Annotated in this window: 18 protein-coding genes, 3 pseudogenes and 1 riboswitch; of the genes and pseudogenes, 9 read left to right on the top strand and 12 right to left on the bottom strand. The window is 74.2% G+C overall.

Features of this window, described 5'->3' with window-relative positions; translation table 11 throughout:
- Window positions 1-32: 32 nt before the first annotated feature.
- Window positions 33-1,355, bottom strand: a complete 1,323-nt coding sequence (locus B124_RS25285) for a cytidylyltransferase domain-containing protein (protein ID WP_496505247.1) — start codon at window positions 1,353-1,355, stop codon at window positions 33-35.
- A 161-nt stretch (window positions 1,356-1,516) separates the two neighbouring features.
- The gene (locus tag B124_RS25280) at window positions 1,517-2,866 is read right to left on the bottom strand and encodes a DUF6716 putative glycosyltransferase (protein WP_496505246.1); all 1,350 of its coding nucleotides are present in this window, start codon (window positions 2,864-2,866) and stop codon (window positions 1,517-1,519) included.
- Between the two features lie 297 nt (window positions 2,867-3,163).
- On the opposite strand from B124_RS25280, the gene B124_RS25275 reads away from it, so the two are divergent.
- The gene (locus B124_RS25275; RefSeq protein WP_496505245.1) at window positions 3,164-4,582 is read left to right on the top strand and encodes a polysialyltransferase family glycosyltransferase; all 1,419 of its coding nucleotides are present in this window, start codon (window positions 3,164-3,166) and stop codon (window positions 4,580-4,582) included.
- A 37-nt stretch (window positions 4,583-4,619) separates the two neighbouring features.
- Here the strand turns inward: B124_RS25275 and B124_RS25270 are convergent, their stop codons facing one another.
- Entirely contained in the window at window positions 4,620-5,582 is a 963-nt protein-coding gene (locus B124_RS25270) for a helix-turn-helix transcriptional regulator (protein WP_496505244.1), read from the bottom strand.
- 62 nt (window positions 5,583-5,644) lie between these two features.
- On the opposite strand from B124_RS25270, the gene B124_RS25265 reads away from it, so the two are divergent.
- Window positions 5,645-7,162, top strand: a complete 1,518-nt coding sequence (locus B124_RS25265) for an MFS transporter (protein WP_496505243.1) — start codon at window positions 5,645-5,647, stop codon at window positions 7,160-7,162.
- 249 nt (window positions 7,163-7,411) lie between these two features.
- On the opposite strand, the gene B124_RS25260 is transcribed toward B124_RS25265, so the two are convergent.
- The 3 genes from B124_RS25260 to rocD all read right to left on the bottom strand — a co-directional run bounded on the left by B124_RS25260 (window position 7,412) and on the right by rocD (window position 11,167).
- Window positions 7,412-8,887: a sensor histidine kinase gene (locus B124_RS25260; protein ID WP_496505242.1), complete on the bottom strand. Its 1,476-nt coding sequence runs from the start codon at window positions 8,885-8,887 to the stop codon at window positions 7,412-7,414.
- Window positions 8,884-9,666 carry a response regulator transcription factor gene (locus tag B124_RS25255; RefSeq protein WP_496505241.1) on the bottom strand — a complete coding sequence of 261 codons (783 nt, stop codon included), beginning with the start codon at window positions 9,664-9,666 and terminating at the stop codon, window positions 8,884-8,886. The genes B124_RS25260 and B124_RS25255 overlap by 4 nt, the downstream gene beginning before the upstream one ends.
- Before the next feature lie 295 nt (window positions 9,667-9,961).
- Complete coding sequence (gene rocD / locus B124_RS25250; RefSeq protein ID WP_496505240.1) at window positions 9,962-11,167, bottom strand: ornithine--oxo-acid transaminase; 1,206 nt, start codon at window positions 11,165-11,167, stop codon at window positions 9,962-9,964.
- A gap of 258 nt (window positions 11,168-11,425) precedes the next feature.
- A riboswitch (ZMP/ZTP riboswitch) is annotated at window positions 11,426-11,516 on the top strand.
- A 33-nt stretch (window positions 11,517-11,549) separates the two neighbouring features.
- Here rocD and glyA point away from each other — a divergent pair.
- Window positions 11,550-12,860 carry a serine hydroxymethyltransferase gene (gene glyA, locus B124_RS25245; protein ID WP_496505239.1) on the top strand — a complete coding sequence of 437 codons (1,311 nt, stop codon included), beginning with the start codon at window positions 11,550-11,552 and terminating at the stop codon, window positions 12,858-12,860.
- A 16-nt stretch (window positions 12,861-12,876) separates the two neighbouring features.
- On the opposite strand, the gene B124_RS25240 is transcribed toward glyA, so the two are convergent.
- From B124_RS25240 to B124_RS25230, 3 genes are all read right to left on the bottom strand, one after another.
- Window positions 12,877-13,665, bottom strand: a complete 789-nt coding sequence (locus B124_RS25240) for a hypothetical protein (RefSeq protein ID WP_496505238.1) — start codon at window positions 13,663-13,665, stop codon at window positions 12,877-12,879.
- 125 nt (window positions 13,666-13,790) lie between these two features.
- On the bottom strand, window positions 13,791-14,468 hold the full coding sequence (locus tag B124_RS25235; protein ID WP_496505237.1) for a hypothetical protein: 678 nt from the start codon (window positions 14,466-14,468) through the stop codon (window positions 13,791-13,793).
- A 310-nt stretch (window positions 14,469-14,778) separates the two neighbouring features.
- On the bottom strand, window positions 14,779-15,411 hold the full coding sequence (locus tag B124_RS25230; protein WP_496505264.1) for an RNA polymerase sigma factor: 633 nt from the start codon (window positions 15,409-15,411) through the stop codon (window positions 14,779-14,781).
- Window positions 15,412-15,567: 156 nt separating this feature from the next.
- On the opposite strand from B124_RS25230, the gene trpS reads away from it, so the two are divergent.
- From trpS to B124_RS25215, 3 genes and pseudogenes are all read left to right on the top strand, one after another.
- Entirely contained in the window at window positions 15,568-16,587 is a 1,020-nt protein-coding gene (gene trpS / locus B124_RS25225; RefSeq protein WP_496505236.1) for a tryptophan--tRNA ligase, read from the top strand.
- A 21-nt stretch (window positions 16,588-16,608) separates the two neighbouring features.
- Entirely contained in the window at window positions 16,609-17,190 is a 582-nt protein-coding gene (locus B124_RS25220; protein ID WP_496505235.1) for a 2'-5' RNA ligase family protein, read from the top strand.
- A gap of 18 nt (window positions 17,191-17,208) precedes the next feature.
- Window positions 17,209-17,994: pseudogene (locus B124_RS25215) on the top strand (YihY/virulence factor BrkB family protein); the annotation flags it as partial.
- Here the strand turns inward: B124_RS25215 and B124_RS25210 are convergent.
- Window positions 17,902-19,284, bottom strand: a complete 1,383-nt coding sequence (locus tag B124_RS25210; protein ID WP_496505263.1) for a D-alanyl-D-alanine carboxypeptidase family protein — start codon at window positions 19,282-19,284, stop codon at window positions 17,902-17,904. The pseudogene B124_RS25215 and the gene B124_RS25210 sit on opposite strands and share 93 nt — an antisense overlap.
- 131 nt (window positions 19,285-19,415) lie before the next feature.
- A pseudogene (locus B124_RS25205) lies at window positions 19,416-19,772 on the bottom strand (GNAT family N-acetyltransferase); the annotation flags it as partial.
- Window positions 19,773-19,968: 196 nt separating this feature from the next.
- Here B124_RS25205 and B124_RS25200 point away from each other — a divergent pair.
- Window positions 19,969-22,200: a protein kinase domain-containing protein gene (locus tag B124_RS25200; protein WP_496505234.1), complete on the top strand. Its 2,232-nt coding sequence runs from the start codon at window positions 19,969-19,971 to the stop codon at window positions 22,198-22,200.
- A 161-nt stretch (window positions 22,201-22,361) separates the two neighbouring features.
- Here the strand turns inward: B124_RS25200 and B124_RS25195 are convergent, their stop codons facing one another.
- Window positions 22,362-23,345: a methyltransferase gene (locus B124_RS25195; protein WP_496505233.1), complete on the bottom strand. Its 984-nt coding sequence runs from the start codon at window positions 23,343-23,345 to the stop codon at window positions 22,362-22,364.
- A gap of 598 nt (window positions 23,346-23,943) precedes the next feature.
- On the opposite strand from B124_RS25195, the pseudogene B124_RS25190 reads away from it, so the two are divergent.
- Window positions 23,944-24,171 (top strand): annotated as a pseudogene (locus B124_RS25190) (SCO4848 family membrane protein); the annotation flags it as partial.
- A gap of 119 nt (window positions 24,172-24,290) precedes the next feature.
- On the top strand, window positions 24,291-25,802 hold the full coding sequence (locus B124_RS25185) for a metallophosphoesterase (protein ID WP_496505232.1): 1,512 nt from the start codon (window positions 24,291-24,293) through the stop codon (window positions 25,800-25,802).
- Window positions 25,803-25,820: the final 18 nt, after the last annotated feature.

Below are 25,820 nucleotides of genomic sequence, written 5' to 3'. Positions count from 1 at the left end.
GCCGGGGAGGGCTCGGGTGACAGGGACGCGGGTTACAGGGAGGGGCCGAGGAGCCACGAGGCGATCTCGCGGATCGCCCCCTCACCTCCGGGGGTGGACGTCACCGCACGCGCCGCGTCCCGCACGGTCGCGTGGGCGCCGGCGACCGCGACGGGCCAGCCGACGATGCCGAAGCACGGCAGGTCGTTCACGTCGTTGCCGGCATAGAGCACGCGCTCGGGCGCTATGCCCTCCTCCTCGCACCACTGCTTCAGTGCGATGTCCTTACGGTCGACCCCGTGCAGAACGGGAAGGTGAAGTTTGCGTGCCCGCGCGGCGACGACCGGATTCTGTTCCGAGGAAAGGACGAGCAGTTTCAGCCCGGCGCGGCGCAGGGCGGCGATGCCGAGGCCGTCGCCGCGGTGGACGGCGACGAGTTCGCGGCCGTCGGCGTCGATGTAGACGCGGTCGTCGGTCTGGGTGCCGTCGAAGTCGAGGACGACGGCGTCCACGTCGCGGCGGGCGGGCAGCGAGCCGGGTCCCGGCACGTCGAGCAGGGGGGCCAGCGCGCGGGCGCGGGTCAGGTCGTCCGGCTCGTCGACCTCCAGGACGCGGGCGGCGTCCGTACGCACCGGGGCGGTGCGGCCGAAGAAGCGGTGGCGGTGCTCGCGGAAGCCGGGGGTGCGCATGGCGTACGCGGCGCCGGTCTCCAGCAGGTCCTGGGGGCGGTCCTGGCGGCGGGGGCGGTACGAGATGTCGTGGTTGACGCCGTACCCCTGGGAGAGGGTGGCGTCGACGGCCGGTGCCACCTTCGTGGGCGCGGCGGCGGTGGCCTCCGCGACGGTCTGCGCCACCGCGGGGGTCTCCGCGACCGCGGCGGCGGCCTCCGCGACCGCGGCAGTCTCCGCCTCGTCCGCCTCGTCCCGCCAGATGAACCCGTGGAACGCGGCCACCGTCAGCGCGCTGTCCGCCCCCTCGGCGAGCACCGCCGCCGTGACGCCGTCGATGTCGGCGCCGGTCAGGAACGGGCTCGTGCACTGCACCAGCAGCACCACGGCCATCGGCGCGCCGCAGCGCTCCTCGTGGGCGTCCAGCGCGTGCAGCACCGCCGCTTCGCTGGAGCTGGTGTCGCTGGCGAGCTCGGCGGGGCGGAGGACGACCTCGGCGCCGGCCTCGCGGGCGACGGCGGCGATGGTGTCGTCGTCGGTGGAGACCACGACGTCGGTCACGAGCCGCGCCGCGAGGCACTGCCGTACCGCGCGGGCCACCAGCGGGACGCCGCCGACGCGGGCGAGGTTCTTGCCGGGGACGCCCTTGGACCCCCCGCGGGCGGGGATGACCGCGAGCACGCGGGCTGCGGACTCGGTCTTGGACATGTCGGCTCCTTGGTGATGCGGGGCAGGGGCGGGGGCAGGGCGTGAGGCCGCGGCGCCGTCCGGTTCGCCTCTCACAGCGCTGTCCGGTTCGCTTCTCCGCCCGCGCGGCGACGGCACAGTCGCGCCGTCGGCCGGCGGGAGCGCAGCCGCGCGTGCGTCGCTCACAGCGCCCCCATGCGGCGTATGAGCGGCGCGATGCGCTGGACGCCGCCCCGGTACGCGGCGCGCGCGGTCTTGCGCAGCAGCGTGCGCGCCCACCGCCGCAGCGGGCCCGGCTCGGCGGTGGCAGCGGCCTGCGGCAGCGGCTCGCCGGTGGGGGCCAGGCCGTGCCGGGCGAGGATCCGCGGCAGGTAGCCGCCGGCGGTCTGCGGGGTGTAGTACGGCGCCAGCGGCGGCAGTTGCGGGTCGGCGACCAGGGTGGTGAGCCGCGCCCGGGCGCGGTCGAAGGCGGCGTCGTACGGCTCGGCGGAGGCCGCGCCGGGCACGCCCTGGCGGGACAGCCACACGGGGTCGGGCCTGGGCAGGTGGCCGGCGTCCAGCTCGTCCCAGGAGGCGAGGCAGCCGGAGCCGAGGAAGTGGTGGTTGCCCAGCGGCTCGCGTACGCCCAGGTCGGTCAGGACGGCGGTCGGGATGCCGCGGTGCAGGGACTCCAGCGCGGCGGTGGAGCTGACGGTGACGAGGAGGTCGGTGCGGTCCAGGACCTCGCCCATGTTCCCGTAGACCAGGCTGCAGTTCGCGGGCAGTCCGCCGGGCAGCTTTCCGGCGAGCTTCTGGTACGGGGCCTCTTCGATGTGCGTCGTGTGCTCGCCCGGCCGGCTGCGCAGCTTGACGAGCACCTCCCGCTCCGGGTGCCGCTCGGCGTGCCGGGCGGCGCGGCGCAGCAGGTACAGGCGGTCCTCGCGGCTGTCCGGCACGGAGGGCTGGACGGCGAAGACGACGGTGTACGGGCGGACGCTGCCGTCCGCTCCTGCACCGTCGTACGGCTCGTACGGCTTGCCGTCGAGGAAGGGCAGCGCGCACTCCACGACGCTCTTCGGCGAGCTGCCGACGCCCTCGTAGACCGCCCGGAAGCGCTCGGCGTCCTGCCTGCTGTTGGCCAGCACGATGTCGGCGCCGTTGCGCAGGAGGAGGCCGTCGGACAGCTTCTCGTACACCACGCCGACATAGCCGGTGACGACCGCGGGGCGGCGGCGAGCGCCCTGCCAGGCGTGGGCGAGGCCGTGGAGCATGGCCTGCACGGTGCCGCCGACGCAGGACAGGAGGACGGCGTCGTAGCGGTCGGGGTCGGCGGCGGCCAGGAACTCGACGGCCGTGACCTCCCTCATCGCATCCGCGGGGACACCGACCTCGGCGAGCTGGCGGGCCGTGGGCGTCGCCCGGCCGTGCAGCAGATACCCGTCGAGCACCGCCTCCGGGGCTATCCGGCGAGCGGTGAGCGCGCCCCATTTCCAGCGGGTGTCCGAGTCGGCGAGGACAGCCGTGCGCAGAGGTGAAGGGGGGTCGTTGAGCACGCCGCCGACGGTAGGGAGGCATTCCGCTCGGTGGCCCAACACCGTCCGTACAGATGGTGAACAACACGCCGCCGACCGGCGAACCGGGCTGGTGGAGAAGGGCGTTCACCGTTCCGCCGCCCGCCGTTCACCCTCCCGTCGGGGCAGCGAAAACGCCGGGCGCGGGACCGCCTCTAGCATCGCCCGGATGCGTCAGCTCACCGTGATCGTTTCCGTCTGCGACGTGCCGGACCGCGCGGCGCAGACGCCGCCGCGCCGGCCGCACCGCCGGGCCGTACCGGCGGAGGTCTCCCCCTGATGGACTCCCCCGCCCCGCCCGCCTCCCCCGCGCCTTCGTACCCGCCCCCGGAGGTCCGCTACGCGCCCGGCCGGCACACGCAGGTCTTCGTGGCCTCCACCCTCTACGGCACCGCGACCCTCGCCGCCGCCCTCGACGCCGGCCTCTTCCCCGCCGCGGACCGCCGCATGCTGCTGATCACCAACAACGCCGCCACCCCCGAGACCACCCCCGCGGTCGACGCCATGACCGGCTTCGCGCGCCTGCGCGCCCGCTTCGACGACGTACGCGACTGGAACCACGCCATCCGCCCCCTGCACCCCGCCGCGTGGGAGCCGCGCGCCGAGGACGTGCCGCTGTGGGAGCGGCACCTGCGGCTGCTGTGGGGGCTGGGCGACGACCGGCTCACGCTCGTCGTGGAGTCGGTCCAGGGCAGCCCCGCGCGGGCGCTGGTCCAGCTCTTCCCCGACGCGGCGCTGCACGTCTACGCCGACGGCCTGATGAGCTACGGCCCCACCCGCAACAAGCTCCCCGCGTCCTTCGGCGCGCGCGTCGAGCGGCTGCTCCACCCCGACCTGCTGCCGGGCGTACGGCCCATGCTGCTCACGGAGTTCGGGGTGCCGCCCGAGACCGTACCGGCGGAGGAGCTGAAGAAGGTCCTCGCCGAACTGGCCGCCGACGCCGTCCCCGGCCTGCCCGCCGCAGGGTCCTCGCCCGCACTCCTCCTGGGCCAGTACCTGTCGGCGCTGCGGATCCTCACCCCCGATGAGGAAGAGGAGCTGCACGTACGGATGCTGCGCGGCGTGGCCGCACTGGGCCACCGCAGCGTGGTGTTCAAGCCGCACCCGACGGCGCCCGCGCGCCTCTCGCGGCTGCTGGAGGACGCGGCGGCGGACCTCGGCGTGACGCTGACGGTGCTCGACACCCCGGTGCTGGCGGAGGTGCTGTACGAGCGGCTGCGCCCGGCGCTGGTGGCCGGCGCGTTCTCCACGGCGCTGCTGACGGCGTCCACGCTGTACGGGCTGCCGGTGGCGCGCCTCGGCACCGGCACGCTGCTGGAGCGGCTGACCCCGTACGAGAACAGCAACCGCGTCCCCGTCACGATCGCCGACGCCCTGCTGCCGCCGCTGGACGCCCCGGAGGCGGTGCGCGGGTGGCGGGCGCCGACGGCCGAGGAGACGCGGGCGAAGCTGGGCGGGCTGCTGACCGCGGTGGGGTTCACGATGCAGCCGCGGATCTACGCACGGCTGCGGCCGGACGTCGAGCGGTGGCTGGCGGCGGAGCTGAACGCGGACACCTGGCGGTACTTCACGCGGCGCCGGCTGACGGTGCAGGGGCTGCCGGGCGGGGTGCCGAAGCGGCTGGCGTTCGTACCGCGGAGCCCGGCGGTGCGCCGGGTGGCGCGGCGGGCACGGGCACTGCGGCGACGGCTGCGGTGACGCCGCCGGGGCAACGGGGTTGAGGGTGGCGGAGAGGTCACCCGCCCGCCGCCCGTGACGCGCGGCCCGCGAGGTCCCGTAGGTACTCCGCCAGCTCCGGCGGCTCGTGCACCTCGAAATCGCAGCCCAGCGACGCCAGTCGCAGCGCCAGCCACTCCAGCGCGTCCGCCTCCGTGGCGAACTCGCACGTGTCCTCGTCCACCCGCTCAAGACCAGCCGCCGCGTCGCCGAGGCGGCGCGCCAGCTCCTTGTACGGCGCGTGCAGCGTCGCGCGGGCGCGGTAGCGGGGGCGGTCCCCGCCCATCCGGGCGGCGACGAACGCCGCCGCGTCCGCCGCCGGCAGCTCGCGGCGCGGCGGGCGGACGCCGGTGGCGAAGGGGCGGGTGATGCGGTCGACGCGGAACATCCGCCAGTCGTCGCGGTCGTTGTCGTACGCGACGAAGTACCAGCGCCGGCCCGCCGCGACGAGCCCGGCCGGCTCGACGAGCCGCTTGGTCTCGGTGCCGTCCGCCGCGCGGTAGCCGAAGCGCAGCCGCTCGCCGCCCGCCGCGCCGGCGGCCAGCACCGTCAGCACCTCGGCGTCGATCTGCGGGCCCTGCCAGCGGGTCAGCGGGGTGGTGGCGGTGCCGAGGGAGGCGACGCGGCGGCGCAGCCGCGACGGCAGCACCTGCTCCAGCTTCGCCAGCGCCCGCACCGACGCCTCCGCGAGCCCCGCGACCGTATGGCCGGCGGAGCTGCGCAGGCCGACGGCGATCGCGACGGCCTCGTCGTCCTCCAGCAGCAGCGGGGGCATGGCCTTGCCGGCGACGAGCCGGTAGCCGCCGAAGGTGCCCCGGGTGGACTCCACCGGGTAGCCGAGGTCGCGCAGCCGCTCGACGTCGCGGCGGATGGTGCGGTCGGTGACGCCGAGGCGGTCCGCCAGCTCGCTGCCGGGCCACTCCCGGGGTGTCTGGAGGAGGGAGAGCAGTTGGAGAAGCCGCTTGGGCGTGTCCGTCGTCATGTTTTCCAGACTGCCTTCCCTTTAGGACATGACCTGTCCTATACGGTTTCTAGGTTACTCCCATGAGCTTCCAGAACGCCTCTGTGGCAGGACCGGACCGCCGCCGGTGGATCGCACTCGCCGTGGTGCTCACGGCCTCCTTCATGGACCTCGTCGACGCGACGATCGTCAACATCGCCATCCCGAGCATCCAGGAGGACACCGGCGCCTCCTTCGGCGCGATCCAGTGGATCACCGCGGGTTACGCCCTCGCCTTCGCCATCGGCCTCATCACCGGCGGCAGGCTCGGCGACATCTACGGCCGCAAGCGGGTCTTCCTGATCGGCGTCGGCGGCTTCTCCCTCGCCTCGCTGCTGTGCGGCGTCGCCGCCGACCCGGCGATGCTCGTCGGCTCGCGGGTGCTCCAGGGCGCGATGGCCGCGCTGATGGTGCCGCAGGTGCTGAGCATCATCCACGTCACGTTCCCCGCGGAGGAACGCGGCAAGGTCTTCGGGATGTTCGGCGCGGTCGCCGGCCTCGGCGCGGTGTCGGGACCGATGATCGGCGCGCTGCTCACCGAGTGGGACCTGTTCGGCCTCGCCTGGCGGCCCATCTTCCTCATCAACCTGCCCGTCGGCATCGCCGGCCTGATCCTGGGCCGCCGCTTCATCACGGAGTCGACGGCACCCGACGCGCTCCGCCTGGACCTGCGCGGGGTGCTGCTGGCCACCGGCGGGCTGCTGATGCTGCTGTACCCGATCACCATGGGCCACGAGAACGACTGGCCGGCGTGGGGCTTCGTCTCGATGGCCGCGAGCCTGCCGGTGTTCGCCGCCTTCGTGGCGTACCAGAAGCGCAAGCAGCGCGCGGACGGCTCGCCGCTGGTCGAGCTGTCGCTGTTCCGGGTCAAGAGCTTCGCCGCGGGCATCGGGGTCCAGCTCGCCTTCAGCACGGGGCTGGGGATCTTCTTCCTGGTGTGGACGCTGTACATGCAGATCGGGCTCGGCTGGAGCGCGCTGCACGCGGGCCTGACGGGACTGCCGTTCTCGCTCGCCTGCTCGGTGGCCGCGGGGATGTCGGTGCAGAAGCTGACGCCGCGCTTCGGCCGGAAGGTGCTGCACGCGGGCGCGGTGACGATGGCCGCGGGGGCATTGCTGTACCTGGCCGCCTCCGGCCGGTACGGCACGGAGATCTCGACCTGGCAGATGGCGCTGCCGCTGGCGCTCCTCGGCGGCGGCATGGGCCTGATCTTCGCGCCGCTGACGGACACGGTGCTCAGCGGCGTCCCGCGGCAGCACGCGGGCTCGGCGTCGGGGCTGATCAACACGACGAACCAGCTCGGCATGGCGCTGGGTCTCGGGCTGGTGTCGGTGGTGTTCTTCGGCGCGATGGACGACCCGACGGCGCCGCGTGAGGTGGGACCGGCGTTCGTGGGGGCGTTCGAGAACGCGATGTGGTGGTCGATCGCGATCCTGGGCGTGGTGTACGTGCTGGTGTTCGCGCTGCCGAAGCGGACCGCGGGCGCTGGGGCCGCGGAGGCCGAGGCGGGTGTGGAGGCGACGGGGGACGCGGACCCGAAGGGCGAACTGGTCGGCGTCTGAGAGCGGTTCGGCGTACGGAACGGGGTGCTGCCCAGGGTGCGGCATCCCGTTCCGTTGGGTGGGTGGGGCCCCGATCCCACCCCTTCCCGCTTCCTCGGGGGCTGCGCCCCCGAGACCCCGCAGGGGGCTCCGCCCCCGGACCCCCGCCGAGGGCTCCGCCCCCAAACCCCCCGCCGTCATCAGCGTGCGCTTCAGCGTCACCGTGCGGCCGGGGGCGTCCCCAGGGCCCTCAGGGATCCCGCAGGGGCTTCACACCGAACTCTCGACCCGGGCGCCCGGCTGGGGCAGCGGCAGGCGGATGGTGACGGCCATGCCCGCGCCGGGCGCGGTGTCGAGCGCGACCTCGCCGTCGTGCGCCTCGACCACCGCCCGCACGATGGACATGCCCAGGCCGCTGCCGCCGGCGACGCGCGCACGGCCGGGGCCGGCGCGGAAGAACCGGTCGAAGGCGCGTGCCGCGTCCTCCGGGCGCATGCCGGGCCCGGTGTCGGCGATGCGCAGCAGGGCCATGCCGTTGCCGGCGGCGGCGGACAGGGTGCAGGCGGCGTCGTCGGGGGTGTGGGTGCGTACGTTGGCGAGGAGGTTGCCGAGGACCTGGCGCAACTGGGCCTCGTCGCCGACGACCACCGCGGGCGCCGCGGCGTCGGCCGTCACGGGGCGGTGCGGCTGCTGCGCGCGCAGGTCGGCGGCGGCGTCGCGGACGAGGGCGGCGAGGTCGACGGGGGCGCGGTCGCGGGCGGGGTGCTGGTCGAGGCGGGCGAGGGCGAGGAGTTCGTCGACGAGGCGGCTCATCCGCTGGGCCTCGGCGCCGACGCGGCTCAGCGCGCGGGCGGCTTCGTCGTCGTCGAGGATGCCCTTGTCGTAGAGCTGGAGGTAGCCGAGGACGGTCGCCAGCGGAGTGCGCAGTTCGTGCGAGGCGTCGGCGAGGAACTGCCGCTGCCGCGCGGCGGCTTCCTCCCTGCTGGCCATGGCGCCCTCGACCTGCTGCAGCATGGCGTTGAGCGCGTCGCGCAACTGCTCGACCTCGCTGCCGCCGGGCGGCGAGGTGTCGACGCGGCGCGACAGGTCGCCGGCGGATATCGCCGACGCCGTCTCGACCATGTCCTCCAGGGGGCGCAGCCGGCGGCGGGCGGCGTGCGAGGAGACGACGGCGAGGAGCAGCAGGAGCAGGGCGCCGACGACGGCTTCCAGGACGAAGAGCTTGCGTACGGCGTTGCGGACGCCGTCGTAGCCGGTGGTGCTGACGGCGTACGAACCGTCGTCGAGACGGGAGACGGCGGCGCGGTAGTGGCGGTCGCCGGCGGCGATGCTGGTGACCTCACCGGAGTCGGCGAGGGCGCCGGGGTCGGCGACGGAGGCGGCGATCTCCCGGGTGAGTTCGGGGTCGTCACCGGCGAAGAGCGGGCAGGTGGGCTGGAGTTCGCCGGCGGCGTCGAGGAGGATGAACGGCCCGTCGCGGCCGGAGTCGGCGATGCCCTTGCCGTCGGCCCCTTCGGATGCGCCGAAGGCGTCGGCGAGCTGGCACACCCGCTCCAGGGCGGCGACGCTGAGCGGGCCGGAGGCGAGGGTGTCGCGGCTCTCGCGCACGGTGGCGTCGACCTCGCCGACGAGGAAGGTGTACGTACCGAAGAGGCTGGCGCAGGCGGCGGCGACGAGGCCGGCGGCGAGGATGACGACGTTGGTGACGGAGAGCCGGTTGCGGAGGGAACGGGGGAACCGCTTCACGGCGGCGTCCCGCCGCGGTCCGCGTCCTCTGCGGTTCGTGCGCCCCCGGTGCCTCCTGCGTCCTCCGGTGGTCCGACCGGGCGCAGACCGTAGCCGACGCCGCGGCGGGTCTCTATGAGCGGCGGGCCGAGGGGGTCGAGCTTGCGCCGCAGATAGCTGATGTACGTCTCCACGACGGTGGACTCCACCGCGGTGTCGAACTGCCACACGCTGCGCAGCAACTGCTCCTTGGTGAGGATGCGGCCGGCGTTGCGCATGAGGTGCCGCAGCAGGTTGTACTCGGTCGGCGTCAACTCCACGGGCGCACCCCCGCGCCGCACGGTGAACGTCGCCTCGTCCAGCTCCACGTCCCCGTGCCGCAGCACCCCGCCCGCGGCCGGGCCGCCCCGGGTCCGGCGCAGCACCGCGCGCACGCGCGCGACGACCTCGTCGACGTTGAACGGCTTGGTGACGTAGTCGTCCCCGCCGAGCGCGAGCCCGCCGAGCACGTCGGCGGGCGCGTCGCGGGCGGTAAGGAAGATCACGGCGGGCTGGTCCCCGTACGCCCGCAGCTCCCGGCAGACCTGCCAGCCGCTGCCGTCGGGGAGCATGACGTCGAGCAGGACGAGGTCGGGGGCGTGGGCGCGGGCGAGTTCGAGGGCGCGCCGGGCGGTGGTCGCGGCGTGCACGGCGAAGCCGTGGAAGCGCAGGGTGATCTGCAGGATGTCGGCGATCCCGGGATCGTCCTCGACCACGAGAACGGACTCCCCCGCCGCACTTCGCTCCGCAGTGGCACTCATGGCCCCAGTATCAGGCGGCAGCCGGGGTCACGGCGGGGGCGATTCTGCGAGTTCCCTGTGAGAAGCCGGGCCGCCCACAGTACGCGAGTGGTCCCGCCCCGGTGAACGCCACCGTGACAAACACGCGGCAACCCGCCCTCAAAAACGGGTCAAATCGCCCACCTGCCCCGAGTTTTGCTCAACGAGACGCACCCCCACCGCCCCGAGAGCGGATGGAGTCCCGCGGGGTGGTGCAGCGGACCCGGCGCCATGGCTCCGCGGATCGTGCCCCCGGCCGCGACCCCCGCCCGCGGGGTCAGCCCGCCAGGGTCTCGCGGAGTTGCGTGAGGCCCCAGTCCAGGTCTTCCTTCGTGATCACCAGGGGCGGCGCGATGCGGATCGTCGAGCCGTGGGTGTCCTTCACCAGCACGCCCCGCGCCATCAGCTTCTCCGAGATCTGCCGCCCCGTGCCGTGCGCCGGGTCGATGTCCACGCCCGCCCACAGGCCCCGGCCGCGTACCTCCTGGACCACGCCCGCGCCCGTCAGCAGGCCCAGTTCGCGGTGCAGGTGGTCGCCGAGTTCGGTGGCGCGCTGCTGGTACTCGCCCGTGCGGAGCATCGCGATGACCTCCAGGCCCACCGCGCACGCCAGCGGGTTGCCGCCGAAGGTGGAGCCGTGTTCGCCGGGGTGGAAGACGCCCAGGACCTCGCGGCCGGCGACGACCGCGGAGACCGGGACCACGCCGCCGCCCAGGGCCTTGCCGAGGATGTAGACGTCGGGGACCACGTCCTCGTGTTCGCAGGCGAAGGTGCGGCCCGTGCGGCCCAGGCCGGACTGGATCTCGTCGGCCATGAAGAGCACGTTGCGGGCGGTGGTCAGCTCACGTACGCCGGCGAGGTAGCCCGGCGGCGGCACCAGTACGCCCGCCTCGCCCTGGATCGGCTCCAGCAGCACGGCGACGGTGTCGTCGTCGACGGCCGCGTCCAGGGCGGCCAGGTCGCCGTACGGGACGATGGTGAAGCCGGGCGTGTACGGGCCGTAGTCGGCGCGGGCCTCGGGGTCGGTGGAGAAGCTGACGATGGTGGTCGTACGGCCGTGGAAGTTGTTCTCCGCCACGACGATGTTCGCGCGCCCCTCGGGGACGCCCTTGACGCGGTAGCCCCACTTCCGGGCGGTCTTCACCGCGGTCTCGACGGCCTCCGCGCCCGTGTTCATGGGCAGCACCATGTCCTTGCCGCACAGCTCGGCGAGCTGCGTGCAGAACTCCGCGAACTTGTCGTGGTGGAACGCGCGCGAGGTGAGCGTCACCCGGTCCAGCTGGGCGCGGGCGGCGTCGCGGAGGCGGGGGTTGCCGTGGCCGAAGTTGAGCGCCGAGTAGCCGGCGAGCATGTCCAGGTAGCGGTTGCCCTCGACGTCGGTCATCCAGGCGCCTTCGGCGGTGGCGACGACCACGGGCAGGGGGTGGTAGTTGTGCGCACTGTGGGCGTCGGCCGCGGCGATGGCTGCGTCGGTTCGCGTCACGGGATCTCCGTTCCGTTGCGCCGTGAAGGGCGGTGCGGGCGGGGCAGGGGTGGTGCCCCTGTTTCTATCTTTGCTCGGATGCTGGACGAAGGATCCATCACCGGCGGCCGTGCCCGCTAGGTGGTGTCTCCCGCTACGGGGCCTCCACACCGGAGATCCGGTTCAGCGGGGACACGCGCCCCCGCGCGCCGGGTCTCGGGAAACGCGCTCCTGCGCATCGGCGCGGTCCCCTCCGGCGGGGCCAGTGGCTACAGTGGAGGCACGTGCGGCGACTGGCGAACGTGGAACGGACCACGGGGAAGCCGCGCGCCGCAGCAGCCGAGTGGTGCCGCCCGCCTGGGTGCCCCGGGTCCGACGCAGAGCCGACCCGGAGGGACATGCCATGACGTCCGACCGCACCGCCGACCACAGCGCCAGCCACCCCGCCGCTCACCCGGCCCTCGCCCGTACCGACCCCGAGCTGGCCGCCCTCGTCGCCGCCGAGGAGCAGCTCCAGGCCGACACGCTGCGGCTCATCCCCAGCGAGAACTACGTCTCCGCCGCCGTGCTGGAAGCCACCGGCACCGTGCTGACCAACAAGTACAGCGAGGGCTACCCCGGCAAGCGCTACTACGAGGGCCAGCAGAACATCGACCCCATCGAGACCCTCGCCGCCGACCGGGCCAACGCGCTCTTCGGCACCGAGCACGCCAACGTGCAGCCGTACTCCGGCTCCCCCGCGAACCTCGCCGCCTACCTGGCCTTCGCCGAGCCCGGCGACACCGTCATGGGCATGTCCCTGCCGCACGGCGGGCACCTCACCCACGGGTGGAGCGTGTCCGCGACCGGCAAGTGGTTCCGCGGCGTGCAGTACACGGTGCGGCGCGAGGACGGGCGCATCGACTTCGACGAGGTACGGGACCTGGCGCGCGCCGAACGCCCGAAGATCATCCTGTGCGGCGGCACCGCCATCCCGCGGACCATCGACTTCGCGGCCTTCGGCGAGATCGCCCGCGAGGTCGGCGCGGTGCTGGTCGCGGACGTGGCGCACATCGCCGGGCTGATCGCCGGCGGCGCGCACCCCTCGCCCGTACCGCACGCGGACGTCATCACGACGACCACGCACAAGACGCTGCGCGGGCCGCGCGGGGCGATGATCCTGACCCGCGCGGAACACGCGCGCGCGATCGACCGCGCGGTCTTCCCGGGGCTGCAGGGCGGGCCGCACAACCACACGACGGCGGCCATCGCGGTGGCGCTGCACGAGGCGGCGCAGCCGTCGTTCCGGGAGTACGCGGCTTCCGTGGTCGCCAACGCGCAGGCGCTGGCCGCACAGCTCGCGGAGCGGGGCTTCGAGCTGGTCTCGGGCGGGACGGACAACCACCTGATCCTCATCGACCTCACGGGCAAGGAGGTGCCGGGGAAGCCGGCGGCGAAGGCGCTGGACCGGGCGGGGCTGGTGGTCAACTACAACACCGTCCCGTACGACCCGCGCAAGCCGTTCGACCCGTCGGGCATCCGGCTCGGGACGCCGTCGCTGACGTCGCGGGGGCTGGGGACGGGGGAGATGGCGCAGGTGGCGGAGTGGATCGACCGGGGGGTCGCGGCGGCGAAGGCGGGCGGGGAGGAAGCGGACGTGGCGCTGAAGCTGATCAGGGGCGAGGTGGCGGAGCTGATGGCGTCGTACCCGGCCCCGGGGCTGCCGGTCGCCTGACGGCGGGTCGGCGTCCTCAGTCGTCCAGGTCCAGGAGTACGCCGTGGGGGCCGGCCGGGGCCGCGGGCGGTACCCGGCGGCGGTGGCGCAGGCGGGATGCGGCGGTGGCCAGGAGCGCGCCGGCGGCGAGGCCCGGCAGGGTCCACCACCAGTTCGTACCGGGGCCGGGGCCAGCGCCGGAGCCGGCGTCCGCGGTCGTGCGGCGGGCGGTGGCCTGGTCCGTATCCGCCGCGGAGGCGGTGCCGGAGCCCTCGCCCGCTGCCGCCGCCCCGCCCGTGCCGGAGTCCCCGGCGGGTGGTGCGGCGCCCTCGGTGCCGAACTCGCGCGGTACGTACCACCCGCGCTGCTCCTCCGGCTCCCCCGCCACGCCCAAGCGGTCGAGCAGCGACCCCAGCCGCTCCGGGTGCGCCACCCGCCGCCACGTCTGCGCCGCCGTCGTGTCCGCGCCGGCACTCCGGCTCACCACCGCGCCGCCGCGCGCGTCCGGGTACAGGGTGTCGACGCGCCACACGTGCACGTCGTGCTGGAGCCAGGTCACCGTGATCTGCCGGCCGTCCGCGCCGCCGAGGTCCGCGTCGGTGAGCAGCGGGTCCAGCTCTTCGCCGGTGTCGCCGATGGCCTTGTCGAGCGCGGCGTAGCCGGGGTCGGTGGCGTACAGGGCGGCGGCGTCGCCGCTGCCGCCGTTGACGAGCAGGGCGCTCGTCGGGCCGCCCGCGGCAGCCGGTCCGGCGAGGCCCACGGCCAGGGCGAGCGCGGCGGCGGTGCCGGCGGCAGCGGCGGTGAGCCGGTGGGTGAGTCTGCGCATGTCGTCGCTCCGTTCCGGCCGGTGTCCGGCGGTGATACGAACCGGGCCCCGCTCTCCGTACGAACCGGGCTCCACCCTCCGTACACCGCCGCCGCCGGGCGGGTTCCGCCCGGCACCCGGCGGCCTCAGGAGGCGGAGCCGGCGATGCGCAGCGCCCGCGGCTTGCCGGGTACGCCTTCGAGCCGGAGGGTCAGGCCGTCGGGGCCCTGCCAGAGGAGGGTGGGGCCTGCGGTGCGGACGGTGCGTTCGTACGTGCCGCCGCCGCCCGGCTCGTGGAGGAGCAGCTCCAGGCGGTGCGGCTCGGGGAACCACAGGGCGGTGCCGGTGGCGACCTGCTCCCACTCCGGCGGTACGGAGGACGTCTTGCCGACGAGGGGGTCGAGGGTGCCCCGGAACGCGTCCAGCCGTACGTCCCCGTCCGGCCCCGACCCGGCCGCCGAGCCCCCGCCCGCCCAGCACAGCGACACCATCCGGCCGTCCGCCGACACGCCCGCCGCGTCCGGGGGGCCCAGCTCGCGCGGCACCGGCGGGCGGAAACCGGCGCGGCGGGCGGCTGCGTCGAGGCTCAGCGCGCCGCAGCCCGCGACGGCGCCGGGGGACGGGGCGGCGCCGGGGGCGGGCGGCGACGCCGACGGGGTGACCCGTACCGCGACGCCGCCGAAGTCGAACAGCGACGCCACCCCGGCCCGTACGGGGGGAGCCAGCACGAGCCCCGCCAGCAGCGCGGCGAGCCCGGCGAGCAGCACCCGCCGCCGCGCCCGCGCCCAGCGCCGCAGCCGCACCCGCCGCCCGGCAACGGGCACGGGCTCCCCCGCAACGCGGGCCATCACCCCGGCAACGACCCGCTCCACACCACCCCCGGACGGGCGCCCCACGCCACCGGCCCCACCGGCACCCACACCCCCCAGCCCCGCACCACGGCCCCCAGCCCCCGCGCCATCCCCGGCCGACCCAGCACCGTCCCCGGCCAACCCCGTGCCGCCATGCGCCGACTCCGCGCCGCCGTCCCCCAGCCCCGCGCCGTCCCCCACCCCCGGCCGCCCCAGCGCCCGCAGCTCCTCCTCCAAGCCCTCCAAGCCCTCCACGCCCTCCAGGCCCCCCGGCCCCTCCCGCTCACGCCCCACCGGACCCACCTCGCTCCCCCTCCCCCTCCGCCCCCGAGTCCCGCTCCCCCAGCACCCGCGCCAGCTCCCGCAGCGCCCGGCTCAGCCGCGACTTCACCGTCCCCCGCGGCACCCCCAGCGCCGCCGCCGTCTCCGCCTCGTCCAGGTCCAGCAGGTACCGGTGCACGACCACCTCCCGGTGCCGCTCCCGCAGCCCCCGCACCGCCGTCAGCAGCTCCTCCCGCCGCTCCGCCGCCAGCACCACTCCCACCGGGTCCGCCGCAGCCACACCCCCGCCACCTAAAGCGTCACCGCCGCGAGCCGCACCCCCACCCCCCTGACCGCCCTCCGCCACCCCACCCGCCAACGCCCCCGCGCGCTCGTTCGCCGCCCGTCGCCGTACCGCAGAGCGCACTGTGTTCTTGGTCTCATTGGCCACGATCCGCAGCAGCCACGGCCGGAACGAAGCCCCGTCGCGGAAGCCGCCCAGCGCCCTGTATGCCTTGATAAAGGCGTTCTGCACCACGTCTTCAGCCTCCGCACCCGCCCCCAGCAGCAGCGCGAGCCGGTACGCGGTCTCCGCGTGCGCGCGCACCAAGTCCGCGTACGCCTCGGTCTCCCCACCACGCACGCGCGCGATCAGTCGCGCCTCACCCGCACCGTCCCCGCTGATCGCCACCCCTTCCCCCGGCCTGATCGCCGCCCCTCCCGGGCCCCTCCCCGGCCCCCGCCCAGGGCCGCCGCACCCTGCCTACACCGCCGGGCCGAAACGCGTTCCGCACCTGAGAGAATGAGCCGCATGGCAGCCCCGACCCATCGCCCCCGCGTGCTCTCCGGCATCCAGCCCACCGCCGGCTCGTTCCACCTCGGCAACTACCTCGGCGCCGTCCGCCAGTGGGTGGACCTCCAGGACACGCACGACGCGTTCTACATGGTGGTGGACCTGCACGCGATCACGGTCCCCCAGGACCCGAAGGAGCTGCGCGCCAGCACGCGCCTGGCCGCCGCACAGCTTCTCGCCGCCGGTCTCGACCCGGAGCGGTGCACCCTGTTCGTGCAGAGCCATGTGCCCGAGCACGCCCAGCTCGGCTGGGTGATGAACTGCCTGACCGGCTTCGGCGAGGCGTCCCGTATGACGCAGTTCAAGGACAAGGCCGCCAAGCAGGGCTCCGCCAACACCACCGTCGGCCTCTTCACGTACCCGGTCCTGCAGATCGCCGACATCCTGCTCTACCAGGCCGACGCCGTCCCCGTGGGCGAGGACCAGCGCCAGCACATCGAGCTGACCCGCGACCTCGCCGAGCGCTTCAACACCCGCTACGGGCGGACGTTCACCGTCCCGGCGCCGTACATCCTCAAGGAGACCGCCCGGATCTACGACCTGCAGGACCCGACGGTGAAGATGAGCAAGTCCGCGTCCTCGCCCAAGGGCCTGCTCAACCTCCTCGACGAGCCGAAGTCCTCCGCGAAGAAGATCAGGAGCGCGGTGACGGACACGGGCACCGAGATCCGCTACGACCCGGAGGCCAAGCCCGGCGTCAGCAACCTGCTCACCATCTACTCGACGCTCACCGGCACCGCCATCGGCGAACTGGAGCAGAAGTACACCGGCAAGGGCTACGGTGCGCTCAAGACCGAGCTGGCCGAGGTGGTGACCGAGTGGGTGACGCCCTTCCGCTCCCGCACGCAGGAGTACCTGGACGACCCGGAGACGCTGGACTCGCTGCTGGCCAAGGGCGCGGAGAAGGCGCGTGCGGTCGCGGCGGAGACACTTGCCGAGGCATATGACAAGGTGGGCTTCCTGCCCGCCAAGCACTGAGGGCCCGTGAAGGAGACGCCTGTGGGGACCGTGACGATCGGGGTATCGATCGCCGTCCCGGAGCCGTACGGCAGCCTGCTCCAGCAGCGCCGGATCGGCTTCGGCGACACCGCGGCCCACGGCATCCCCACGCACATCACGCTGCTGCCGCCGACCGCGGCCGACGCCGGGGCGCTGCCGCGGATCGAGCGGCACCTGGCGCAGATCGCCGAATGCGGGGTGCCCTTCCCGATGCGGCTGAGCGGTACGGACACGTTCCGGCCGCTGACGCCGGTGGTCTTCGTGCAGGTGGTGGAGGGGGCGGCGGCCTGCTCCTGGCTGCAGAAGATGGTCCGGGACGCCTCCGGGCCGCTGGCCAGGGAGCTGCTGTTCCCGTACCACCCGCATGTGACGATCGCCCACGACATCGGCGAGGCGGCGATGGACCGGGCGGCGGCGGAGCTGGCGGACTTCGAGGCGGCGTGGTCGGTGGCCGGGTTCTCGCTGTACGAGCAGGACGCGGAGGGCGTGTGGCGGCTGGTGCGGGAGTTCCGCTTCGGCGGTGAGGCGGCGCTGGAGGTGCCGGCGCAGACGCGCTCCGAACCGGCGCCCTCGCCGGGCTGACAACGGCGGGAGCGCAGCGTGGAGTGGCTGACCAGGTTGCCCGTTGTCGGCCGGTACGCCGCCCGCCTGCTGCGGACGCGCGCGTACCGGGTCTTCGACTACCTCCAGGACCGGCACTGGAGCCGGCTCGCCGGGGCCGTGACGTTCAGCAGCTTCGTCGCCCTCTTCCCGCTGCTCACCAGCGCTGCCGCGGTCTCCGCCGCGGCGCTCAGCGACGACCGGCGCAAGGACGTCGAGCGGTGGATCACCAAGCAGGTGCCCGGCATCTCCGACCGGCTCGACCTCGGCGGCCTCTTCGCGAACGCCGGCACGGTGGGGCTGATCTCGCTGGCGGCGCTGCTGTTCACCGGCGTCAACTGGATCGGCGTCCTGCGCGACGCGCTGCGTGCGGTGTGGGACCGGGCGGACACCTCCGAGAACATGTTCCTCGGCAAGGGCAAGGACGCCCTCATCCTGCTCGGCCTCGGCGGCACGGTGCTCATCTCACTGACCGTCTCGGTCACGGCCACGACCGCCGCCGGCGCCGTCCTCGGCGGGCTCGGCGTCGAGGGCGGCGGTCCCGGCGGTGTGCTGCTCGCGGTGGCCGCGTTCGCCGCCGCCGTGACCGCGGGGTTCCTGCTGCTCGGCTACGTCCTGACGCGGCTGCCAGGAGTGCACCCGCCGCGGCGGCGGGTGGTGGAGGCGGCGCTCGCGGGGGCGGTGGGCTTCGAGCTACTCAAGCTTCTTCTCAGCGGGTACTTCGCCGGCATCGCCGGCAGGAGCATCTACGGCGCCTTCGGCGTCCCCGTCGCGCTCGTCGTCTGGATCAACTTCATGGCCCGCCTCCTGCTCTATTGCGCCGCTTGGACGGCCGCGCCCGACGAGGTCGGGGAGCGGCCAGCGGCGGTGGATGACGTAGGCGACGATCGCGAGGAGCGCGACTGAGCCGATCGTGATGGCCAGCGCCGTGCCGACGCCGCCCTCCTCCTCGTCGTCCGCGGCGGCGGTCCCGGCACCGTCGGACGCGGACGGCTGCTCGCCGGAGCCCTGGGTGCCGTCGGCGTTCTTGCCCGAGTCCTCGCCGGCGCCCTTGCCGGCGCCGTCCTCCTCGCGCATGCCCTCCGGCGGTACGAGCTCGCCGACCGGCTGCACGACGGGCGCCGCCTTGAAGCCCCAGTCCAGCAGCTCGCCGGCCTCCTTGTAGACGGCGTTGGACTCGTTCTCGTCGGGGTGCATGACGGTGACGAGGAGCACCCGTCCGTCGCGCTCGGCGACGCCGGTGAAGGTGGCGCCGGCGTTGGTGGTGTTGCCGTTCTTGATGCCGGCGATGCCCTTGTAGACGTCCACGTCGACATCGCCGGTGAGCAGCCGGTTGGTGTTCTGGATCTCGAAGTACTCGCGCTTGCCCTTCCCGGTCTTCCCGCCGGGGAACTTCGCCCGGGGGGTGGCGGCGTACGCGCGGAAGTCCGGGTTCTGCATCCCGGCGCGGGCGAAGAGCGTGAGGTCGTACGCGCTGGAGGTCTGCCCCTTCTCGTCGTACCCGTCGGGGCTGACCACGTGCGTGTCCTCGGCGCCCAGCTCGCGCGCCCGGTCGTTCATGGCCTGCACCGTGGCGTCGACGCCGCCGTTCATGTGGGACAGCACGTGCACGGCGTCGTTGCCGGACCGGAGGAAGACCCCGAGCCACAGCTCGCGGACGGTGTAGGTGAGGTTCTCCTTGATGCCGACGAGGCTGCTGCCCTCGCCCATGCCCTCCAGTTCCTCGGCGGCGACCTTGTGCTTCTCCTCCTTGTTGAACAGGGGCAGCAGGGTCTCCGCGAAGAGCATCTTCAGGGTGCTGGCGGGGGGCAGCTTCCAGTGCGCGTTGTGCGCGGCCAGCACCGCGCCGCTCTCGGCGTCGGCGACGACCCAGGACCGGCCCGTGAGCTTCTTGGGCAGTTCGGGGGCGCCGGTGCCGAGATCGACGTGGGTGCCGGGCTGGCCGAGGAGGGTGCCCCCGACGTTCGACATCTGGTCGGGCGGCCGCGGCTTGTCGTCCTGGGCCGCGGCGGGCGCGATACCCCCGAGCGACAGGAGCGTGGCGGCGGCGGCGAGCGCGGCGCCGCGGATAGTCACATGAGATGTCGGCACGTCGCGAACCTACCTGGAGTCGCCATCGATGTGGACACCGAGGTGCGCTAGTTGGCCGAGGAGCGCCCCCGGACGAGTCCGTGAGGCCCCGCGGGCCGGCCGGCACCTCGCGGGTTGCGGATCAGCGCCCGGGAGCCTTCGGTGGCGTAACCGCGGCCCCAGGCGGCCCGGTTCAGCCGGTAGCCGAGTTCGACGGCGGCGGGGCTGTCCGCCGCCAGCGGCCGGAACTCGAACCAGCCCAGGAAGGCGCCGGTGCTCTTCTCCTGCGCGGCCCAGTACCCGCGGGTGCCCCAGGGGTAGTCGTGCATCAGCCGCGGCAGGACCCGCGCTTCGACCTCCTCGCGGCTGGTGGGACGGCCGCCGTTGAGGTAGCGCATGACCTCGGGATCGCCGTCCAGGGCGACGAGGTCGTCGGCGTCGGCCGCCGTGAACGGGCGCAGGGTGAGGCGGTCGGTCTCCAGGAAGGCGGCCATGCGCCGATCTTCGTGCGGGGCGGGCCGGGCCTGCCACCGGTTTTCCCCCGGCCCCCGGCCGGTCCGTTACGGGCAGCGCGTTTCGGGCACATGTCGTACGGGTAGGAGGTGTGGCCCCGTGGCCACATGTTCGACCGTTAGGATCTCACGCGCACGGCACAGCAGTGGAGTTGACGACCCAGGGGGAGCCGGCGGTATGGCCCAACAGGAAGCGGACCCGGGTGCGCGTGCGCAGGGCTCGGTCTTCCAGCCACTGCAGGCGGACGACCCCGCACAACTGGGGGACTACGTCCTCACGGCACGGCTCGGTGCGGGCGGCATGGGCGCGGTCTTCCTCTCCCACACCCTGGCCGGGCGGCCTGTCGCCATCAAGGCGATCCGCCCGGAGCTGGCGAACGACCCGGAGTTCCGGCGCCGCTTCCGCCAGGAGGTGGCCGCCGCCCGGCGGGTGCACGGCCTGTACACCGCGCCCGTGATCGACAGCGAGATCGACACCGCCCCGCTCTGGCTCGCCACGGCCTTCGTCCAGGGCCCCACCCTCGCGGAGGCGGTCGCCCGGCACGGCACGCTCCCCGTCCCTTCCGTCCTGCTACTGGCGGCGGGAGTGGCCGAGGCGCTCCAGGCGGTGCACGGGGAAGGCATCGTGCACCGTGATCTGAAGGCGTCCAACGTGCTGCTGGCGACGGACGGCCCGCGCGTCATCGACTTCGGCATCGCGCGGGCCACCGACGCGACGTCCCTCACGAGCACCGGGATGGCCGTGGGCACGCCTCCCTTCATGTCCCCCGAGCAGACGCTGAACAGGGACATCGGCCCGGCGACCGACATCTTCTCGCTGGGCCAGCTCGTCACGTTCGCGGCGAAGGGCATACCCGCGTTCGGGGAAGGCGCGTCGCACGGCGTGCTGTACCGGATCGTGCACGAGGCACCGGATCTGGCCGGCGTCCCCGGGGCCCTGATGCCCCTGCTGCACCGGTGCCTGACCAAGGATCCCGCCGGGCGGCCCACCCCCGCCGAGGTCATCGCCCTGTGCCGGGCGGCCTCCGAAGGCGGCATGCTGCAACGCACCGGAAACTGGCTCCCCGAGGCGATCACCGCGGACATCGCGCGGCGCTACGACGTACCCCCACCGCCGCCGCCCACGGGCTACCAGCCGGCGTACAACGCGCAGTCCACGTACACGGCACCGGCACCCGCCACGCAGCACACCACCGCGGCACCCGCGCCGGGGACCGGGACGACGGGAACCGCGCAGCCCGCCCCCGGCATGTACGGCTACGGGCCCGCCGTGCACCCGCCCCACAACGCCGGCGCCGCGCCCGGCTTCGGACCGCCGACCGGTTACGGCGTGCAGCCCTCCGCCACCCGACCACCGCAACCGCCCAGGAAACTGACCCGCCGCCGGGTCCTCATCGGCCTCGGCGCCGCGGTCCTCGTCGGCGGGGGAGGCGCCACGGCCGCGGTCCTCGGCCTGAAAGACGACCCCCCGAGCAAGATCGTCGTCAGGACCGCGGAAACGCTCCCCGTCCCCAAGGGGGTCGCGGGCATCGCGTTTCATCCCGACGGTGACACGCTGGTCATCGTCAGCGAAGAGGGGGACGTACAGCTATGGGATGTGAAGAAAGCCGAAATCACGGCGACCTTCGCGTCGCCCGACACGACAGCGGCCATGGCGCTCACCCAGGACGGCAAGACGCTCGCCACGGGCAAGAGCGACGGCGAGACCGTGCGCCTGTGGGATGTGGACAAGCGCAAGCAGGCGGGCGAAGCCCTCGCCGCCGGCAATAAGGAAGGGGTCTGGGCGCTGGCGTTCAGTCCGGACGGCAAGACCCTGGCCACCAGCGGCAACGGCACCAAGGTCCGCCTGTGGGAGGTCGCGACGCGCACTCTCATAGCCACCCTCTCCGGCCACGAAGACCAGGTCGCCACCCTGACGTTCAGTCCGGACGGCACCCTCCTGGCCACCGGCAGCGCGGACGCGACAGCGCGGCTGTGGAACGTCGAGACGCAGGACCAGAGGGCCGTCCTCGAAGGCCACGACGGCGAAGTCCGGTCCGTGGTGTTCAGCCCCGACGGCGAGACCCTGGCCACCGGCGCCGACGACGACACCGTGCGCCTGTGGGACGTCCGCTCAGGCACGCGCAAGGCCACCCTCACCGGCCCCAAGGACGGGGTCGTCTCCATGGCGTTCAGCCCCGACGGCAAGACGCTGGCCACCGGCAGCCGGGACAAGACGGCCCGCCTGTGGGACGTCGGGACACGCAATAACCGGGCCACCCTCACCGGCCACAAGAACGAGATCTGGGGTGCGGCGTTCAGCCCTGACGGCACGATCCTCGCCACCGGCGCGGACGACAAGACAGCGCGCCTGTGGACAGCGGACGGTGAGCCTATCGAGGCAGCGCGCATCGACCGCAGCAAGCAGTGAGCCCTTCCCGGCCGCGGTACGGGCCGGGCGGTACGGGCCGGGCGGTGCGCCCGGGTACGGGGTGACCGCGGGGCAGCCGCCCGGCGGGCGTGCACGCGGCCTGCGGGGCGAGCGGCCCGGGGCGGGGCCCGGTCGCCCGGGCCCGCCCGCCCGCACGCGGTCTACTCGGCAGGGGCCACGACGACGACGCTGGTCGGGTAGGGCGTCGCCCGGACCTCGACCAGGCGCAGTCCGGCAGCCTCGAAAAGGGTGGTGAACTCGGCCTCGGTACGCTCCCGGCCGCGCAGGGCGAGCCCCATGATGTCCAGCCACTTGCCCATGTCCGCGCCGCCGTCCTCGGGCAGCACCGCGCCCAGGACGAGGAGCCTGCTCTCGGCGTGCATGGCCTTGCGGATCTGGGTGAGGATGGAGACCGCGTCGTCGTCGTCCCAGTCGCAGAGGATCCAGGACAGCAGGTAGGCGTCCCCGCCGGTGGGCACGGACTCGAAGAAGTTGCCGCCGACGAGCTGGACCCGGTCCTGGACCCCGGCCCTGTCCAGCGCGGGGCGCGCGGCGTCCAGGACGTGCGGCTGGTCGTAGATGACGGCGCGCATGTCCGGGTACCGGGCGACGGTCGCCGCGGTCAGGGCACCGTTGCCGCCGCCGACGTCCACCAGGCACCCCACGCCGGAGAGGTCGTAGCTGTGCAGCGCGGGGGCGTGGAAGGCGCGGGAGACGTCCGCCATACCGGAGTTGAACGCCCGCGACGCGTCCGGGTTGGCGGAGAAGTGCGACCACAGGTCGGTGTCGAAGACGTGGTCGAAGGCGGGGTCGCCGGTGCGCAGCGTGTGTGCAAGACCGGCGTACGAGTGCTCCCTCTCGGGCCGGCTCAGCGACCGCGCCAGCTCCCGCAGCGACCCGTCCTCGCCGCTGCGCAACGTCGCGCCCAGCGGGTTGAGAGCGAAGCTCCGGGGAGCCACCTCGGAGAAGACCCCGATGCTCGCCAGTGCCCGCAACGCGCGGTAGAGCGCGTCGGGATGGGCGCCGGTGTCGTGTGCCAGTTCCTCGGCGGTGCGCGGCTGGTCGCTCATCACGTCGGCCACGCCGAGTTCCGCGCATGCGGCGATCAGCTGCGTCGACAGCGAGCCGAGCAGGAGGGACATCATGTGCACAGAAGGCGCGTCGGAGTGCTGTTCAGGGTGGGGGCTCCGAGGGTTCGTACCCGTCCGCATAGCGTGTCGATCCCCTTTCCTGACCCCCGAGGGGTCACTTCGACGAAGCCGTACCCGCGCTTTGCACGGTGAATCGCCGCAGGCCGAGCTACGGCCGAGAAAGACCGGTTCCCCGCACGCCCCCGGACCGGCCGCACGCCGCCCGTGGCGCGGCTCCCCGGCCGAGCCGCCGCGTCATGATCCCCGGCCGGCGGTCCGCCGCCCGCGGCACCGGGTGACACGGTGCCAGCAGCGGCGATGTGGGATCCCTGACTGGAATCGCATACGGAACCTCAGCCACCGGTTCGGGGCGCGCCCGCCCGCCGGCCGCCCCGGCTGCGACGCCGTACCCTCCTGACCGGATTCCAGCCCCCGGGCATATGCCCGGGGCCGAGAAATCCGTCGCGCCACCGCCCCCGCATGCCCGTATCCAGGAGAGATCGGGGCACGGCCGTACGCCGGGGAGCCTTCGCGCCCCGTTCGCGGCCGGGGGCTCGTGGGGCTCACGGAGCCCCGGACGCCGCCGCGCGCGCAGGGGTGCGAGGCTAGGCGCATGCACCTCTCACGCCGCGCATCCTGGTTTCTGCTCGCCTTCGGCGGGTGGTCCTGGTTCGTCTGGATCTCGTTTGTTCGCAACCTGTGGAAGGACTCCAGCGGGCTGGCCTTCGAGAACGGGGACCCCACCGGGTACTTCTGGGTCCACCTCACGCTGGCCGTGACGTCCTTCGCGCTGGGGACGGCGATCGGGTGGCTGGGGTTGCGGGGCGTACGGGCGGCGCGGCGGGCCGGCGGCGGCGCGGCGGACCCTCACGGGAGCGACGAGCCCGCTGACGGGAGCGGGACCGCGGGCGCGGACGGGGACGTGCGCGCGGCGGCGGCCGGGGCCGGGAGGTAGGGGCCGTGGTGTTCGTGCCGATCGCGATCGGGATGGTGCTGCTCGTCGCCGGGGCGCACTGGTACGTGTGGCGGCGGCTGGTCCGCGACACCATGCGGCGCGGCGGCTGGCCGCGGCGGCTGGCGACGCCCGCGGTCGTGCTGATGCCGCTGCTGACGTTCTCGGCGGTGGCCTCGGAGCGGGCCGGGGCGCCGATGGCGGTGCAGCGGACGCTGGGGTGGCCGGGGCTGATGTGGCTGGCGGTGCTGCTGTATCTGCTGCTGGCGCTGGCGGTGGGCGAGGCGGTGCGGCCGGTGCTGCTGCGGGTGCTGGAGCGGCGGGCGCGGGGCCGGGCGGAAGGCGCCGCGGGCGCCGCGGCTGACGGCGGGACGGAGCGCGAGGCGGCCGTCGCCGCCCTCGCGCAGCAGGTAGCGGCGACGGAGGCGGCGGACGGCGAGCTGGTCGCGGGCGGTGGCGGTACGGGGACGACGGCACCGCTGCGGCTGGAGCCGGTCACCGGGCTCGTGGACGGCGGGCGTGCGGCGGGATCCGGCGGCGTGCCGGGGTCCGGTGGAACGGGAGGCTCCGGCGGTTCGGGCGGGGCGCAGGAGGCCGGTGATACCGCGGAGCGCGCGGCCCCGGACGACCACCCCGGCAGCGCCGACCGCCCCGGCGGCGCGGGCCCCGGGGCCGCCGCGGACGTGTCGCGGCGGCTCTTCGTCGCCCGTACCGTCGCGATAGGCGCCACCGCCGTCGCCGCCGGGACCACCGCGTACGGGGCGTACGGCGTGCTCGGCCGCGCGCCCCGGGTGAAGAACGTCACCGTCCCGCTGGCGAAGCTGCCCGCGTCCGCCGACGGCTACCGCATCGCCGTCGTCAGCGACATCCACCTCGGCCCCGTCCTCGGCCGCGGCCACACCCAGCGGATCGTCGACACCATCAACGCCCAGCGCCCCGACCTCGTCGCCGTCGTCGGCGACCTCGTCGACGGCAGCGTCGACCACCTCGGGACGGCCGCGGAGCCGCTGGGGCAGTTGGCGGCACCGGACGGCTCGTACTTCGTCACCGGCAACCACGAGTACTTCATGGGCGCCGACGGCACCGCCGAGTGGCTCGACCACCTCCGCGAACTGGGCCTGCACCCGCTGGAGAACGCCCGCACCGAGCTGCCCGGCTTCGACCTCGCCGGCGTCAACGACGTCTCCGGCGAGGACGTCGGCAAGGCCCCCGACTTCGCGCGCGCCCTCGGCGACCGCGACACCTCCCGCGCCTCGGTGCTGCTGGCCCACCAGCCGGTCGTGATCCACGACGCGGTGGACCACGGCGTCGACCTGCAGTTGTCCGGCCACACCCACGGCGGGCAGATGTGGCCGGTCTCCTACCTCGCCGCCGCGTCGAACCCGACGCTGGCGGGTCTTGAGCGGTACGGGGACACGCAGTTGTACGTCACCCGCGGCGCGGGGGCGTGGGGGCCGCCGGTGCGGGTGGGGGCGCCGTCGGACATCACGGTGGTGCGGCTGGCGTCGCCCCGGGCGTGAGCGGGTCGGGCGCACGGG

This window comes from Streptomyces sp. CNP082, from assembly GCF_059570535.1.
Note: the sequence above shows the minus strand (reverse complement) of the source record. Positions and strands in the feature narration are given on the sequence as shown.

Excerpts from the sequence above, each read along its gene's own strand:
- B124_RS25285 (WP_496505247.1), bottom strand. The coding sequence starts at position 1,355 with ATGTCCAAGACCGAGTCCGCAGCCCGCGTGCTCGCGGTCATCCCCGCC.
- B124_RS25275 (WP_496505245.1), top strand. The coding sequence starts at position 3,164 with ATGGACTCCCCCGCCCCGCCCGCCTCCCCCGCGCCTTCGTACCCGCCC.
- B124_RS25270 (WP_496505244.1), bottom strand. The coding sequence starts at position 5,582 with ATGACGACGGACACGCCCAAGCGGCTTCTCCAACTGCTCTCCCTCCTC.
- B124_RS25265 (WP_496505243.1), top strand. The coding sequence starts at position 5,645 with ATGAGCTTCCAGAACGCCTCTGTGGCAGGACCGGACCGCCGCCGGTGG.
- B124_RS25255 (WP_496505241.1), bottom strand. The coding sequence starts at position 9,666 with ATGAGTGCCACTGCGGAGCGAAGTGCGGCGGGGGAGTCCGTTCTCGTG.
- glyA (WP_496505239.1), top strand. The coding sequence starts at position 11,550 with ATGACGTCCGACCGCACCGCCGACCACAGCGCCAGCCACCCCGCCGCT.
- B124_RS25240 (WP_496505238.1), bottom strand. The coding sequence starts at position 13,665 with ATGCGCAGACTCACCCACCGGCTCACCGCCGCTGCCGCCGGCACCGCC.
- trpS (WP_496505236.1), top strand. The coding sequence starts at position 15,568 with ATGGCAGCCCCGACCCATCGCCCCCGCGTGCTCTCCGGCATCCAGCCC.
- B124_RS25200 (WP_496505234.1), top strand. The coding sequence starts at position 19,969 with ATGGCCCAACAGGAAGCGGACCCGGGTGCGCGTGCGCAGGGCTCGGTC.
- B124_RS25195 (WP_496505233.1), bottom strand. The coding sequence starts at position 23,345 with ATGATGTCCCTCCTGCTCGGCTCGCTGTCGACGCAGCTGATCGCCGCA.